This is a genomic window from Flavobacterium agri (assembly GCF_013401995.1).
In the GTDB taxonomy this organism is placed as follows: domain Bacteria; phylum Bacteroidota; class Bacteroidia; order Flavobacteriales; family Flavobacteriaceae; genus Flavobacterium; species Flavobacterium agri.
In genome coordinates this window covers 148,700-164,384 of the sequence record NZ_JACBJI010000007.1, presented here as the reverse complement: position 1 = coordinate 164,384, position 15,685 = coordinate 148,700, and the positions used below count along the sequence as shown (strand labels likewise).

At 48.4% G+C, this 15,685-nt stretch carries 11 protein-coding genes; all 11 read right to left on the bottom strand.

Annotated elements, in window-relative coordinates:
* Window positions 1-42: 42 nt before the first annotated feature.
* On the bottom strand, window positions 43-2,442 hold the full coding sequence (locus HZF10_RS15295) for a T9SS type A sorting domain-containing protein (protein ID WP_176007099.1): 2,400 nt from the start codon (window positions 2,440-2,442) through the stop codon (window positions 43-45).
* A 101-nt stretch (window positions 2,443-2,543) separates the two neighbouring features.
* Window positions 2,544-5,258 carry a T9SS type A sorting domain-containing protein gene (locus HZF10_RS15290; RefSeq protein ID WP_176007098.1) on the bottom strand — a complete coding sequence of 905 codons (2,715 nt, stop codon included), beginning with the start codon at window positions 5,256-5,258 and terminating at the stop codon, window positions 2,544-2,546.
* A 126-nt stretch (window positions 5,259-5,384) separates the two neighbouring features.
* Entirely contained in the window at window positions 5,385-7,907 is a 2,523-nt protein-coding gene (locus tag HZF10_RS15285; protein ID WP_176007097.1) for a GEVED domain-containing protein, read from the bottom strand.
* Between the two features lie 115 nt (window positions 7,908-8,022).
* The gene (gene fabV, locus HZF10_RS15280; protein ID WP_176007096.1) at window positions 8,023-9,216 is read right to left on the bottom strand and encodes an enoyl-ACP reductase FabV; all 1,194 of its coding nucleotides are present in this window, start codon (window positions 9,214-9,216) and stop codon (window positions 8,023-8,025) included.
* Window positions 9,217-9,255: 39 nt separating this feature from the next.
* Window positions 9,256-10,908 carry a DNA repair protein RecN gene (gene recN / locus HZF10_RS15275; protein ID WP_176007095.1) on the bottom strand — a complete coding sequence of 551 codons (1,653 nt, stop codon included), beginning with the start codon at window positions 10,906-10,908 and terminating at the stop codon, window positions 9,256-9,258.
* 32 nt (window positions 10,909-10,940) lie between these two features.
* A complete protein-coding gene (gene porD, locus HZF10_RS15270; RefSeq protein WP_176007094.1) occupies window positions 10,941-11,828 on the bottom strand; it encodes a type IX secretion system protein PorD in 888 nt (295 codons plus the stop codon).
* Entirely contained in the window at window positions 11,821-13,029 is a 1,209-nt protein-coding gene (coaBC, locus tag HZF10_RS15265) for a bifunctional phosphopantothenoylcysteine decarboxylase/phosphopantothenate--cysteine ligase CoaBC (protein WP_176007093.1), read from the bottom strand. Before coaBC ends, porD begins: the two co-directional genes overlap by 8 nt.
* A 9-nt stretch (window positions 13,030-13,038) precedes the next feature.
* On the bottom strand, window positions 13,039-13,356 hold the full coding sequence (locus tag HZF10_RS15260; protein WP_176007092.1) for a DNA-directed RNA polymerase subunit omega: 318 nt from the start codon (window positions 13,354-13,356) through the stop codon (window positions 13,039-13,041).
* Window positions 13,357-13,361: 5 nt separating this feature from the next.
* Window positions 13,362-14,156 carry an outer membrane protein assembly factor BamD gene (locus tag HZF10_RS15255; RefSeq protein ID WP_176007091.1) on the bottom strand — a complete coding sequence of 265 codons (795 nt, stop codon included), beginning with the start codon at window positions 14,154-14,156 and terminating at the stop codon, window positions 13,362-13,364.
* A gap of 108 nt (window positions 14,157-14,264) precedes the next feature.
* The gene (dapA, locus tag HZF10_RS15250) at window positions 14,265-15,164 is read right to left on the bottom strand and encodes a 4-hydroxy-tetrahydrodipicolinate synthase (protein ID WP_176007090.1); all 900 of its coding nucleotides are present in this window, start codon (window positions 15,162-15,164) and stop codon (window positions 14,265-14,267) included.
* A 2-nt stretch (window positions 15,165-15,166) separates the two neighbouring features.
* A complete protein-coding gene (locus HZF10_RS15245) occupies window positions 15,167-15,685 on the bottom strand; it encodes a DUF6913 domain-containing protein (RefSeq protein ID WP_176007089.1) in 519 nt (172 codons plus the stop codon).

Below are 15,685 nucleotides of genomic sequence, written 5' to 3'. Positions count from 1 at the left end.
AACCACCCGTTTCCAGATGGCTTTTACTCGTTTTTTAACAATTTATTCCTTGATGACTTTTATGGTTTTGGAAGCGTTGCCAGAAGTAATCTTTACCAAATAATTGCCCGAAGGCAGGCTCGAAAGGTCGAGTTGCAAATTGGTTTCGTTCACCGATTTATGCAACACGTTCTGTCCCAACAGATTCATTACCGTCACATCTGAAATGTTTTCGTCATAACTGACGTTGAGCGTATTCTTTACCGGGTTCGGATAATAACGGAAAGCAGCCGAATCCAAAGAATGTACGCCCAAAGAGGCATCGTAGGCCGAAACTTTGAAAGTTCCCACCACGTCGTTGGCGTATTCCCAAACGCGCGCGTAAACCGTTGTTCCCGGCGTGAGGTTGGTCAGATGTACGATGGAGAAACCGTTCGATCCGTTGTCGTCGCTGCATCCCAAAGACGTCAGTCCGCCACCGCAAGTGCCGGAATAAGCTGACATTCCGGTATCAGAAAGCGACGAACCTGCTTCTGCCTGCGTCTCGAAAGTAAGCGTCCCGCTTGCCGGAACGACCGCACTGAACCACACATCGCCACCAAAAGCGAAAGCTGCACAGGTCACATTAGGCTCGCCAAGGGTTTTGGTCGCGCCTGAATTCGTTGCCGTAATCGAATAATCTTCGAAAACGCCTCCAACCTGAAGCGAGAACGCATTGCCGCAATCGTCATTTGCAACAGCCATCGGAGCAGTCGTAAACGTAAATGGACCGGCCCAATCGCTCAAACCGTTCGCATCGCAATTGCCTTGTACGTAAATATCGTAAACCGTTTCGGCATCGAGGTTTGAAAACACAAACGGACTCGTAACGTTGGTATACGTCGGATTGTTAGTTGGCGTAGTTCCTCCCGAAGCGACCACATACACGTTCCATGAAGTTTGTCCGCAGCCTGAATTCCATGAGAAAATACCGCTCGAAGAATTGACGCTCGCCACATTGAGACCAAACGGCATCGGACAAGATTCGCCCGCAACTATCGTGATATCGTAGTCTTCGACTTCCCCATATCCGTATTCGGCACAAGGATCGATTGTGGAAGAATCGTTGTTCCAAACATCGCGAATACGCAAACGGTGTACGCCAGCAGGAGCGTCGCAAGCGAGTTGGATCGTGTAAATAGCCGTTTCCAAAGAACCTATTTCACCATCGCTGAAACCAATGCGCTCGTCTTCGGTAAAAAACCCATCGTCGTTGTAATCGATCCAGGCCGTAGAATGTTGCTGCCCGTAAGTACCGACGGTAACGTGAAGCTCGTAATTGCCTCCGGCCATCAGTTCGGCTGTGTAATTCGGTTGTCCTGAGAAATACGTGTAATATGGATTTACGGGTTCCGTACCTGTTTCGTTAGACAAAGTCGTCCCGGGAATTTCCACGTGCGAAATCAAATCGCCATCGGTCATTCCCGTTCCATAAACTGGCGAGCAGTAACATTGGGAAGCTGCGTTCATGTTTACCGTGGTCGCGGTCGTGGTAGCCGTTTGAGCACCGCAGCTTACAAGGCAATGATAATAGGTCGCCGAGGTTTGGGTCGTTTGTAATGTGGGACCGTTCGCATTTTGTATATCGGAAAAAGCAACACCGTCCGCAGACGATTGCCACTGATAGGAAATACCCGATTCTGCCGGAATGTTCTGGACCGATAACTCGAAAATCACATCGGAACAAACGGATGCGGGTGCTATCGTGATTCCCGGACTCGGCATAGACGAACACATGGAAGGCGGCGTGAAAATATACTTCTTGCCAATCAAATTCGCACTGGCATCGACTGCATTGTTCGCCGTTACCGGAGAAGTAGTGGCATTCGGATTACCCGGCGTCACGCTCAAAAACGTGGTGTCGTCGTTAAGTCCGATAGAGGCTGAAAAAGCATTTACCGCAGTAATGTTCGAACCGTAAACGAATTCGATTATACCCGAAGTTTCGAAAAGGCGCATTTTGAACGATCCGAAAGCAGTGGCGCTCGTTCCGCCGCCGCCGCTTGGGTTGATGTTGTCCCATCCGACTTCGACAATTCGGTTCGGAAAACTTCCCGTAACACTGTAGTTGATTGAACCTGTGCCCGCGTTGTGATCGTCCCAAAAAGCAGCGATCAAAGGTCGTTGTGGGGCATTGGCACCCAAAGCGTTTGTCCAGTTCTGTCCGCCGATGTCGTTACCCAATCGGATAAAGCCGTTGACACTGATGCTGAACGTGGTGTAATAACTGCCTCCGAACGGAAACGAAAACCCGAACGGGATGGCATTGTCGGTGCCGTCGTCGCCTGTCGCGGCCGATGGTGTTCCCGAAACCGCCGTATAGGTTTCCGTCGCTTGGGCAAACGCGTAACCCGAAACGTTTTGGGCGGTGGCAATACATGAAAAAAGGAGGCCAGACAGCATCCATAGTGTAGTTTTCTTCATAAGCTAATAGGTAGTTGGTTTTTAAATGCGTCCTAAAGTAATGAAAAACAACAAAAAAAGCCACCCGTTAAGAGTGGCTTTTGAAGAAATTTCCTAAAGGTTTATTCCTTTACGATTTTTATGGTTCGAAGCGCATCGTTCCCGATAACTTTCACTACGTATGTACCTTTCGCCAAAGAAGACATGTCGATGCTTCCTTGTTCCGATTCGATAGATTTACGAAGAACTTCTTGTCCTAGCATGTTATAAACGCTAACCGATTTGATACCGTTTTGTGCCGATACGTTGAATACCGAAGAAACCGGGTTCGGATAATATGAGAAACCGTCGTTGCGGATTTCTCCGGTGCTCAAGCTCGCATCGTAAGCCGAAACCTGGAATGTTCCGGCGCTTGCACTGCTCCAACGCCAAACTCCTACATAAAGCGTCGCTCCTGGTGTTTGCCCTGTTAGTGAAACCATTGAGAAATTATCAGTCCCTTCGTCATCGCTACATCCGATTTCGGTCAAAGTTCCACAAGAACCGCCGAATACGCTGATTACAGTGTCGGTCAAAGCCGATCCCGGAGCAGCCTCGGTGGCAATCGTGATAGATCCAGAAGCAGGGACCACAACAGAATACCATACATCATCCGCACGGTTTGTCTGGCAATTGAACGTCAAGCCGGTAGTTGAAGTCGCGCCGGCTACCGTCCCCGTTTGGGCATTGTCGGCGAAAACACCGCCCGGCGTAAGTGCGATGGCAGATGAGCAAAGATCGTTTGCAGGCGGCGCAGGCGTCGTACCTACGCAGATATTGAAATTGGTCGTGGACGCCGTAGCGCTGGCATACGAAAATACACGTACGTAATACGTATTTCCAACTGTCAGGCCTGTAACAGTACTTGAGTTAGGATCACTGATAGAAAGGCTCGTCAATACGGCACAGTCTCCGCTGAAAACTTCATGTACCAAATCTGAAGGTGTACCGGTAATGCCCGATAGCGTGATGATGTGCGCGGTCGAAGTCGCGACAAACCTGAACCAAACGTCGTCGTCAGGAGTTCCGGCACCAGTATCGGCAACACCTGAATCTGTAGCTCCCGCCAAAGTACCCGCTGTAGTCACGGCACAGCTCAAATCGTTATTTACCGTCAACGCGACACTTCCTGAGCAATTGTCGTTCGCCGGAGCCGCCGGAGCAGATCCAATACAAATATTGAATGTAGTCGTATTCGTGCTTCCTGCTGTGTATGAAAATACGCGAACATAGTAGGTATTCCCGATAGTTAAACCGTTAACCGTACTGTTGTTAGGATCACTGATGAGCAAGCTCGTAAGGGATCCGCAGTTTCCACTGAATACTTCGTGGACCAAATCTGAAGGGCTTCCTGCAACACCTGTCAATGAAATGACGTGAGTCGTAGCAGTAGCCACAAAGCTGAACCAAACGTCATCATCAGGAGTTCCTGCTCCTGTATCGGCAACACCGGAATTCGTAGCGCTCACAAGAGTACCGGCTGTTGTAACAGCACAAGAGTAGTTCGGGTTTACGGTAAGCGCGATACTTCCTGAACAGTTGTCGTTTGCAGGCGGTGCAGGTGGCGTCGCAACGCAAATATTGAATGTAGTCGTCGGCGTTCCGCCAGTAGCGTAAGTGAATACGCGAACGTAATACGTATTTCCGATCGTCAAACCAGATACGACGCTATTATCGGCATCGCTGATGAGCAAGCTTGTGAGAACCGCGCAATCGCCGCTGAATACTTCGTGAACCAAATCGGTCGGAGTTCCGGCAACACCAGACAAAGAAATCGCCTGAGACGTAGACGTAGCTACAAAACGGAACCAAACGTCGTCATCAGGAGTTCCCGCACCAGTATCGGCTACGCCAGAATCTGAAGCGCTCACAAGTGTACCGGCAGTAGTCGCCGTACAAGTAAGAGTCGGGTTAACCGTCAACGCGATGCTTCCCGAACAATTGTCGTTTGCAGGCGCAGTCGTGAATGCCAAAGTCGTCCAATCGCTGTTCGTGCTCGAGCAAGCCGAACGGATGTGGAAATAGTACTGTGTTTGTGCCGCAAGGCTTGAAGCCGGATACGATGTGCCGGAAATGTTGGTTCCCGATACAGGGTTAGCCGAATTCGTATCCAAAACATACACAAAACCCGTCGCTCCACTTGGCGCTACCCAGTTGATCGTAGCCGATGAAGACGTGATCGCGGTAGCCGTCAAACTTTGAGGAGTCGGACAAGCAACAGACTTGATGACCGGCGCGTTAAAGCAGAAACCGTAGTTCCAGTCGGTTCCCGCGGGATTGTCGTCGTAAGAAATGCGGTAACGGAAGCCTGAAAGCTGGACTGGCGTAAAATTCGAAAGATCCAAAAGCGCACTGTTGTAAGTGGTTTTGGTAATGGTCGTACAATAATTGTCGGAAGCCGTGGTATTGTTGCCCGGAATGTTCGCGCCCCAAGCTACCCATGCCGAAGCAAGCGCATCCCAATATTCCAACCTCAATTGGTCGCTATCAAGGTAGCGATATCCGTAATCGACCGTAACCATAATGCTTTTCTCGCCACCGTTGAAAGCGGCCGTCAAATCGACGATTGGGGATTCTGCAGCGATGTTGTCTTCGTGCCCGCTCGCGGCATCATCATCATCAAATGCAAAATTAGCCGTTGTCAATGGGCTTGATTCCAATGCCAACGGATCGGTACTGTAAGATCCCGTCAAAGACCAGGATGGATTCGGCCAAGCAGCCGACTGGTTGAGAATCTGCGACTTAACGGATAATCCGAAAAGTAACAATCCTGCAGCCAAAAGATAATTTTTCTTCATTTTAAGGAAATTAGTAGATTTAATAGCTACCAAAATTATCATTTCGTTAAGGATTCGGCGATTTATTTAACACAAAAAAGCCATCTTTAACAGATGGCTTTTTCCAATTATTTGATTGATAACACTTTAGTCTTTCAGTACTTTGATTGTTTTGGAAGCATTGTCTGAATAAAGTTTCACGAGGTACGCACCTTTTGCCAATGACGACATGTCGATGCTTCCTTGCTGCGCATTGATATTTTTCTGCATCACCTGCTGACCTAGCATATTGAATACGCTCACAGATTTGATTCCATCTTGTGCCGATACGTTGAATACGCTCGATACAGGGTTCGGGTAATAAGAGAAGCCGTCGTTGCGGATTTCGCCTGTGCTAAGGCTGGCATCGTAAGCCGAAACCTGGAAAGCACCAGCCGGGTTGCCCGCATTGTTCCAACGCCAAACACCTACGTAAAGCGTTGCTCCAGGTGTCTGACCTGTCAATGAAACGACAGAGAAGTTATCCGTTCCTTCGTCATCGCTACATCCGATTTCGGTAAGCGTGCCGCAAGATCCGCTGAATACGCTAAGGACAGTGTCGGTCAACAAAGATCCCGAAGCAGACAATGTTTCGATAGTGATTGATCCCGAAGCCGGCACTACAACCGAATACCAAACATCGTCGGCACGGTTGGTCTGGCAGTTGAAAGTCAAACCAGCGGTCGTTGTAGACCCCAAAAGCGTTCCTGTTTGTGCATTGTCGGCAAATACGCCGCCCGGAGTCAATGCAAGTGCTCCACCGCAAAGGTCGTTATCCGGAACTGTCGGAGGATTGACGGTCAATTCTCCACTTCCGTATTGTGTTCCGTTCCAAATACCGCCTGCATTGGTTGCATCGATACCACCGTAAACGTAAGGTCCGTTGTTCAATCTGAAACGAGTAGCGTAAAAATAAGCGCCCGGTGCCAAAGTACTGCCTACAGAAGCCATGAACTCGTCGTTGTTCCCTGAATTTGCCAATGCATTGAATGTCATCGGAATCCAGGTTACGCTCCAAGTACTTGGATCAGTGTCGGCCGTGTTGATACCTACCCAAGCCTCCATTCCGGCAGCAGCTCCCGCAGGATCGGTAACTCCCGGCTCGTATACTTGTCCGTAAACATCGAAAGAACCTCCTTGTGAAATAGTCGCGTTTGGCGGCCATTGAAGGCTTGCCCAATCTGGTTGCTCAGAAGAAACCACACCACAGATAACCGAACGTACACGGTTTGTCGCCTCAGCGCCGCATTGGTCATCAACGTGGCTCAAGAAACGCACGGTTCCGGTCAATGTAGACACCCAAGTTAGAGGCGTCGCGCCATAAGCCAGCGCAGTATTGCCTTCTGCGTTACTGATCGTGATGAAATCTGTAGTTCCGCTCTTGAATACATAAGTTTGGCCCGAAGTCACATTTACATTCGAATATTCTCCGGCATAAGCGTTGTTAGCGATCACGTTCTCGGTCGTTCCATCGCAAGTTGCAGGCGTAAACGTAGCGGCCGGCCACAATCCGTTCGGAGCGGTAAGACACCATCCCGGAGGCGATTGTACGGTAAAGTTCCACTCGGCACATCCGGTAGCTTCTCCTGCAGCGTTGATGGCGATAACCTGCCAGTAAACTGTTACGCCATACGCATTGATGACCAAATCATCACCTGTCGTATTGGTAGTGTAGTTTCCGACGAATTCCAAAGCGCCCGATGTATTACCGGCATACAAATCGTATGATTCGACGGCACCGCCAGTTGTCGGAGCATCCCAAGTCAAGGTAATCGGGCCACCCGGTGCACTTGTCGAGCCGTTTGCAGGCGAAGGGTTCGAAGCGCAACCCGGCAAACAAACGTCGGTAAGGGAATCGCTCGTCGTATTACAAAGCGCGCTGTTAGGATCGGTCACGGTTATGACCACATCTGTACTGCTCACGTAAGGTCCGAAAGTCAAAGTTCCGGCAGCCGCAATGTTTTGGCTCGCACTTCCTTGGTTATCAGTTACAGTGTACGAAGTGGCTGAGCCCATTGCCGATACGTTTACCGTCACGTTAAATGTAGCCGAAGGACAAAGTGATGCCGTCGCGAACGCAACCGTCGGAGGTGTACAAGTGGCGGCCACTACAGTCAACGAATAATCCTCGGCTTCTCCCCAACCCGATCCGACGGTGTTGCAGGAATCCGAATATCCATTGAATTTCTTGATGACGCGCATTCTCGTGCTTCCTAACGTAGCGGTAGCCGGTACCGCAATATTTCCGGTAAGCGAAGTGGCGTCGAGACCTGTCGAATTGGTGATGGTACCGATTTCGTACATTTCCCCTGCATCGGTGAACACATTGTTCTGGTTCCAATCAATCCAGACGTTCAAATTGGTTGTGTAGTTACCGTCTGTGTTTCCTTTTAGGGTAATCGGATACGAGATACCTTGCATAACCGTTCCCGAAATGGCGGTAAAGTCTTGGTGGGCCACACCTCCGACCGGAGCGGGCGAACTGTTGTTGATTCCAGCGAACTGGACCAAAGTTATCGGTTCCTCATTGTTGGTAAAGGTAATCGGACCGCAGTACGGGGCTGGGAACTGCGCTCGCCCTTGCCATGCAAAAACCAATAGCATTGCACATAGTAGAGTAATTTTTTTCATAAATAAACCTGTTTTTAATAATTATTTAGGCCTAAATTTATGAAATAAAAAAAAGCGTCGGCAGCAAACCGACGCTTTTTTTATAACGTTATAGTTAATAAGTCTTGTGCGAAAATTATTTCAAACTATCTACCCAAACCATTTCGTTGGCATCGTCGTCATAATTTACCCCTGGCATTTCGAATCCGAATAGCTTGTGGAACTCGTGACTGTACCCTTTCAAATCGCCCAATTCGGGAAGTGTCTCGGTACTGGCTGATTTCCAAAGCTCTTCGATTTTATCCTGGATTTTATCATCCATTTCCCAATCATCAATGCGGATACGGCCTTTTTCATCTGTAGGCACTTCGCCGTTCGTGTACAATCTTTCGCGGAAAAGACGGTCGATCTGTTCGATCGTTCCTTCATGTGTTCCCGCATCCTTCATCGTCTTGAACAGAAGCGAAATGTACAACGGAATGACCGGAATCGCTGAACTCGCCTGTGTCACCAATGCCTTATTCACTGAAACATACGCTTTTCCGCCAATATCTTTCAAGGTATCCGAGATTTGGAAAGCCGTCGCCTCGAGATCGTCTTTGGCGCGCCCGATCGTTCCTTTGCGATAAACCGCTTCGGTAAGACCTGGTCCGATATACGAATACGCGATCGTAAGCACGTTATCGGCCAAAACGCCCGCTTTTTTCAAATCTTCGATCCACCATTTCCAGTCTTCACCACCCATAACCGCGATGGTGTTGGCGATATCTTCTTCGTTTGCCGGAGCGATCGACACTTCAGACACATTACCTGTGTGAAAATCGACCGTTTTGTTGGTATACGTCTGCCCTATCGGCTTCAATACCGAACGATGCGTCACGCCAGTCCTCGGATTGGTGCGAACAGGAGATGCGAGACTGTAAATGATTACGTCCACTTGGCCTAAGTCCTTTTTGATGAGGTCTATCGTCTGTTGTTTGATTTCGTCCGAAAACGCGTCTCCGTTGATGCTTTTCGCGTACAAACCGTCGGCTGTTGCGAATTTCTCGAAAGCGGCCGAATTGTACCAGCCCGGCGATGCCGTCTTGCCTTCCGAAGGTTCTTTTTCGAAGAAAACCCCGATTGTGGAAGCGCCCGATCCGTAAGCGGCCGTAATCCTTGAAGCCAAACCGAAACCGGTCGAAGCTCCGATGATAAGCGCTTTTTTAGGACCGCCTTCGACCGTTCCTTTGCTCTTTACGTATTCTATTTGTTCTTTGACGTTCTTTTCAGCTCCTTCCGGATGCGCGGTAAGGCAAATAAAGCCCCGCATTCTGGGTTGTATGATCATAAAAAGTAGATTTTACCTTAACAAATATAGACTTGTTTTTTAGTTCAACAAGGCCTTGGCGTGATTAATAGCCGAGTCTGAAACGACAGAACCCGACAACATCTGCGCGATTTCGACGATTCGCCGCTCTTTATCAAGCAGTTTGATTTCGGAAGTCGTATTGTCGCCTTTCGAACTTTTGTAGACTTTGAAGTGGCGATCGCCTTTTGCCGCGATCTGCGGAAGATGCGTAATCGCGAAAACCTGCATCTTTTTGCTCATTCCGGCCATGATTTCGGCCATTTTATGCGCGATTTCTCCCGAAACGCCTGTATCGATCTCGTCAAAAATGATTGTCGGAAGATTCGAGTATTCGGCCAAGACCGATTTCACCGCAAGCATGATACGCGACATCTCTCCGCCCGAAGCGACTTTTTTGAGACTTCCGAACTGAGAGCCTTTGTTGGCCGCGAACAGGAATTGGAGATCGTCCTTTCCGTTGGTATGATAATCGGAAGAAAGCACGACTTGTATCTGGAAACGCGCATCGGGCATGCCGAGCTGTGCCAAAATATCGGCGAGTTTTTTGTCGAGCACCGGAATCGCTTTCTCTCTCTTGATGTGGATTTGTTCGGCTACGGCATCCAATTGCGTTTCGAGATCCGAAATTTCGGAACGCAGTTGTTCGATTCGCGACTCGATTTCCTCGGCCGACAACGTTTTACTTTGAAGTTCGCTTTGGATCTCGAGCAACTCCTCTACCGTCTGCACTCCGTGCTTTTTCTGTAAGTTGTAAATCGCCTGAAGTTTTTGGTTCACCGATTCGAGTTGCTCCGGATCTTGGTTCAAATTGCGAACGGCGCGTTCCATTTCGGAAGCGATGTCGTCCAATTCTATCGCGGCGCTGTCCAATCGTTCGGAAAGCTGGCCGAAATGTTCAGAAAAACCCGAAAGTTTTTGAAGCGAATGGCGCATCTCGCGAAGATTCCCGAGAATTCCGATTTGTTCTTCGTTGGCCAAAGCGATCGAACGATCCAAATGCTCGCGTATGAATTCGACATTATTGAGTTGCTCGTAAATCTCCTCGAGTTCCTGTTGCTCGCCGGCTTTTAAGTTGGCCGAAACCAATTCGTCGAGAAGGAATACGTTGTAATCGTGCTCCTTAAGGGTTTGCAGCAGATTTTCCTGCAACGACGACAGTTCCGATTTGGAATGTTTGTACGTCTTGAGTTTTTGGCGGTAATCCGAAAGCAGCTCGTCGTTCGCGCCGATGGCATCGATGATGTTGAACTGGAATTCCTCTTCGGAAAGCGACAAGGTTTGGTGCTGCGAATGGATGTCGATCAAAAAAGCGCCCAATTCCTGCAAATCCTGAACGTTGACCGGACTGTCGTTCACGAAAGCGCGCGATTTTCCCGACGGCAATATTTCACGTCTGATGATCGTATCGTCGTCGTAATCGAAATCGTTGCGTTCGAAAAAGGATTGGAGTCCGTAAGGTTTGAGATTGAAATGCGCCTCGACGATGCATTTCTCCTCTTTGTTCTTGAGGGATGTCAAATCGGCGCGTTTGCCCAGAACCAGGCCCAAAGCACCTAAAAGAATTGATTTTCCGGCGCCCGTTTCACCGGTTATGATGGTAAACCCTTGAGAAAAATCAATCGAGAGTTTTTCAATAAGGGCGAAGTTTTCGATGGTGAGGTGACTGATCATTTTGGCGTGTATAAAGTTTCATCAAAGGCGGTTCAAAATTTGATGTTCGCCCATTTGCTGGCGTTGAGAGGTGATAATTTATTGAGGTTTTCGACTACGTCGGCAATAGGAATGTTCGGTCCGCCCGAGAAAATCCCGACGAGCTCATCGGCTTTGGCATCGAAGAAAATCCTTGTAAGGAACGCGTTCGGACGCACTTTCGCCACTTCATTCAATGTCGCAAGCGCTTTCTTCACTCCTTCTTTACCCGCTTTTTGGTCTTGTGCCATCAGGTCGAGTCCCGAATAGTGATACTCGTACATAGCTTGGCGGAACGGCTCGAAAGTGGTCGACAACATATCGTTTATGAGGAAATAGCGGTTTTGCGTGCCATCGGCCTGACTCCAACCCTTCGCTCCACCTTGTTGGGCGATATTGGCGATGCTTTGGGCGATTTCGAAATTCGACGTACCTCCGTTAGGCGCAAAAGTATCCCCATCAATGGCGATGATCATATAGCAGTAAAACGCGATCGTCGAAATCAGGTTCGAATCGTAACTGTTCGGATTGAACGTAAGATTCTGGAATTCTACGTAATCGAAATTGAAATCCTTGTCGTTGAAGTTGAAAACCGGTGACGAATAGCTCGAATTGAACACCGGACGTCCCGACTGCACCTGTATTGACGCTTGGAAAGCTCCCGAATTGTAAGCCGTCACGTTGATGAACATCGAGCAATTGATGCGTTCGTTCGACTGAAAACCCTGGCCCGTCCAATCGGTGCGGTTCACGAAGTCGTTGAGCGCCGTCTGCAAGGTCTTGAACACCTGATTGTTCGTCGCCCCTACCTTTTCGGCATTGACGGTCACCGTACAATTGAGTTCCTGGGCTTGTACAAACGCGAACGAAACCAACGCGATGAATGAAAATATCTTACGCATAATGAACAATTACTTTTTGGATGATGTCTAAAGCGACGGCTTCCTTAGTCTTCAAATCGTGGTCTTCACGGTTGAAATTTTTGTCGATGAAAGTCACTTTGTTTGTTTGGTGGCCAAATCCGGCGCCTTGGTCGCGCAGCGAATTGAGCACAATCAAATCTAAGTTTTTTTTGCGGATTTTCTTCTCGGCGTTCTCGATTTCGTTTTCGGTCTCGAGCGCAAACCCGATCAGGAATTGATGTTGCTTGATTTCGCCTAGAGAAGCGAGGATATCTTTTGTCTTTTCGAGTTCGATCACGAATTCCGAAGCGTCTTTCTTGATTTTCTGGTCGGCCGGAAATTTAGGACGATAATCGGCTACGGCGGCCGCAGCGATTGCAACGTCGACATTCGAAAAATGTTCATGGCAAACGTCGTACATATCTTTTGCTGACGTCACGCGAATCAATTCAATCCCTGCTTTTTCCAATGTAAGATGCGTCGGCCCGGAAACCAAAATCACTTGGGCGCCCAAAGACGCGGCGGCTTTCGCTATGTCGTAACCCATTTTTCCCGAAGAATGGTTTCCTATGAAACGCACGGGATCGATAGCTTCGTATGTCGGGCCTGCCGTAACAAGTATTTTTTTTCCACGAAGCGGAAGTTTCCTTTCGATATCGGCTTCGATAAAAGAAACGATGTGTTCGGGTTCGGCCATCCTGCCCTGTCCGACCAATCCGCTGGCGAGCTCGCCCGATTCTGCCGGAATCATGATGTTCCCGAATTGTTTGAGTTTTTCGAAACTGTCGAGCGTAGACGGATGCCTGTACATATCCAAATCCATCGCAGGCGCGAAATACACGGGGCATTTTGCAGAAAGATAAACGGCAACCAGGAAATTATCGGAATTCCCGGTTGCCATTTTTGATAAGGTATTTGCCGTTGCCGGCGCGACAAGCATCAAATCGGCCCAAAGCCCGAGCTCGACGTGGTTGTTCCACTCCGCTTCCTTTTCATCGTCATTATAGAACGAAGACAAAACAGGATTTTTGGACAAGGTCGAAAGCGTGAGCGGTGTCACAAAATCCTTCGCGGAATCCGTCATCACGACTCTTACTTCTGCTCCAGCCTTTACGAGCGATCGCACCAAAAAGGCTGTTTTGTAAGCGGCAATCCCGCCGGATATGCCCAGAACGATTTTTTTACCGCTTAATACCGACATGATACGGTCTTATTTTGTAGTGTCGCGATAGTAGATTTTCTCGTCCATCCATTCCTGAACCGCCAAAGCGTGTGGCTTCGGAAGTTTTTCATAGAATTTCGAAACCTCGATCTGTTCTTTGTTTTCAAAGATTTCCTCAAGGCTGTCGTTGTACGTGGCGAATTCTTCCAGTTTATCGGTCAATTCCTTCTTGATTTCAGAATTGATCTGGTTCGCTCTCTTGGCCATGATGGTGATCGCTTCATAGATGTTTCCGGTAGCCTCCTCGATTTGAGTCTTGTTATACGTTACGGTATTTACCGGAGCATTCGTCTTCTTTAAATCCATGGTTCTTATTTAGAAAATTGTTTTAAGTCGTTTTCGATTTTGGCCAACATTTCGTCGGCGTCTTTTTTGTATTCGGTGTTCGGATAAAACTTCAATAAATTGGAGTATGCGCCTTTGGCCTGGTTCAAACGCTCTTCCATTTTCGCTGGAATACTGTTGATAGCCAGTTTATACGAAGAATCGAGCCTGTAATACAATGCTTTTTCCTTGAACGGCGTTCCCGGATAGTCGGCCACGAAATTGTCGAAGGCCACGATTGCCGACTTGTAATCGGAAATCTTGTTGTAGCCGTAAGCAATCAGGTACGCCTTTTTCTCGAGTTTCTCACGGAGCCCTTTCATGGTTTCGTTAGCTTCTTTAAGGAATTCCGAATCCGGATACTTGTCTATGAACGCCTGCAATTTATCGATCGCCTTGTTCGTGTCTACTTGGTCGAGGCTGTAACTCGGCGACAGTTTCGCGTAGCTTTTGGCCGATAGGAACGCGGCTTCTTCAGCTTTCTCGCTTTTCGGATAACCCGCGGCGAACGTTTCGAACTGATAACCCGAAAGGTAGTATTGTTCTGTCTTGTAATACGACATGGCGAACATGTAGAACATCTTCTCTGCCTGCGGCTTCCCTTTGTAATTCGGGGCCATCTGTTCGAAAAGACGGATGGCTTTGCTGTATTTGCCTTGGTCGTACTTTTTCTCGGCCTGGGCATATTTCAATCCGCTGTCTTCGCTTTTCAGGGCTTTCTGATACTCGCTGCACGATACCAAAAGACCGGCGGACAACAACAATACGAAAATCTTCTTCATTTAAAAAAATGGTTTTGCTCTTAAAACATGCGGTTTAGCTGCTCGAAAAAACCAACCGCAAAGGTAGTCATTATATCAGTACTTCAAAATTTAATTTTCAGATGGATTTCAGGCGTTTACTTTGGCCTGACCCGCGACTTTTTTCGTAAACGCATCGAGGCGCGAAGCCAGATCTTCGGTAGCGCTGACCAACGGAAGACGAACCGTATTTCCACTCAATCCGAGTGTTTTGAAAACCTCCTTGATTCCGGCAGGATTTCCTTGCTCGAAAATCATATCGATGGCATCGGACAATTGATAATGGATTTCGTAAGCTTCGTCAACTTTTCTATCCAATCCAAGGCGAACCATATCGGAAAACTGTCGTGGAAATCCTTCGGCAATTACCGAGATGACGCCGCTTCCACCCGCCAAAACCATCGGCAAAGTGATGATATCGTCTCCCGAAATCACGAGAAACCCTTCTGGTTTGTTTTGGATAAGACGCATCGCTTGTACGATATCGCCAGCCGCTTCTTTAATCGCCACGACATTCTTGAAATCGTTCGCCAAACGGATTACGGTCGCAGGTATCATATTGCTCGAAGTCCGTCCGGGAACGTTATATAGGATCACGGGAACCGGAGACGCTTCGGCGACAGCCTTGAAATGCTGGTAAATCCCTTCTTGCGTAGGTTTGTTGTAATATGGGGAAACCGACAGCACGGCCACGAAATCGGACAGGTCGCGTGTTTTCAATTCTTCGACGACTTCGGCCGTATTGTTTCCGCCGACGCCCAAAACCAATGGCAATCTGCCCGCGTTCGCCTTTATGACCGTTTTGATGACGAGCTCTTTCTCGTCTTTGGTCAACGTAGCGCTTTCGCCCGTAGTTCCGAGCACGACGAGGTAATCGATTCCGTTTTCGACCTGGAAGTTCACGATACGCTCTAGCGCCTCGACATCTACCGAAAAGTCTTTCTTGAATGGTGTGACAAGCGCGACGCCCGTCCCGATCAGTGATTGCATGGTTATAGTTTGTTAAGTATTTTCAGGTATTTGAATAATTCGGATGTAAAAACTTCGTGGCGTTCTGCCGTCGTATCGATCATGAAATGGTTGAGCTTTTTGCTTACCGACGCGAATCCGACCTTGAACTTTGCTTTGGACAGATTCGTAACGACCATCAACGCCGATTTCTCGACATCGTAATAATTGATGAGCAAATCGAACGGCTTTTCCATAAACGCCTTCACGTCGGAATTCCGGAAAGTCGCCTGCCAGCTCAAATCCTTATGGCTGAAAACCGGATAATCGAAAACCTCATTTTTCCTGATGCGGTTCTTGAACACGAGAACGTCTGTGTTTTGCGGTAAAATGCCTTGCTCCGACAACGCTTCGACAATGGCTTCCTTTTCATGGAAATAACTCTCGTCGAACACGATCCCGACCGTGTTTATCTTCTCTCCCGAAGCGCCAGGCTTAACATTGGCGAGGCTTTTTTTAACGATTTTTTTCGTGAAAAGATTCTTCAGTGAGTTCAAAAACAT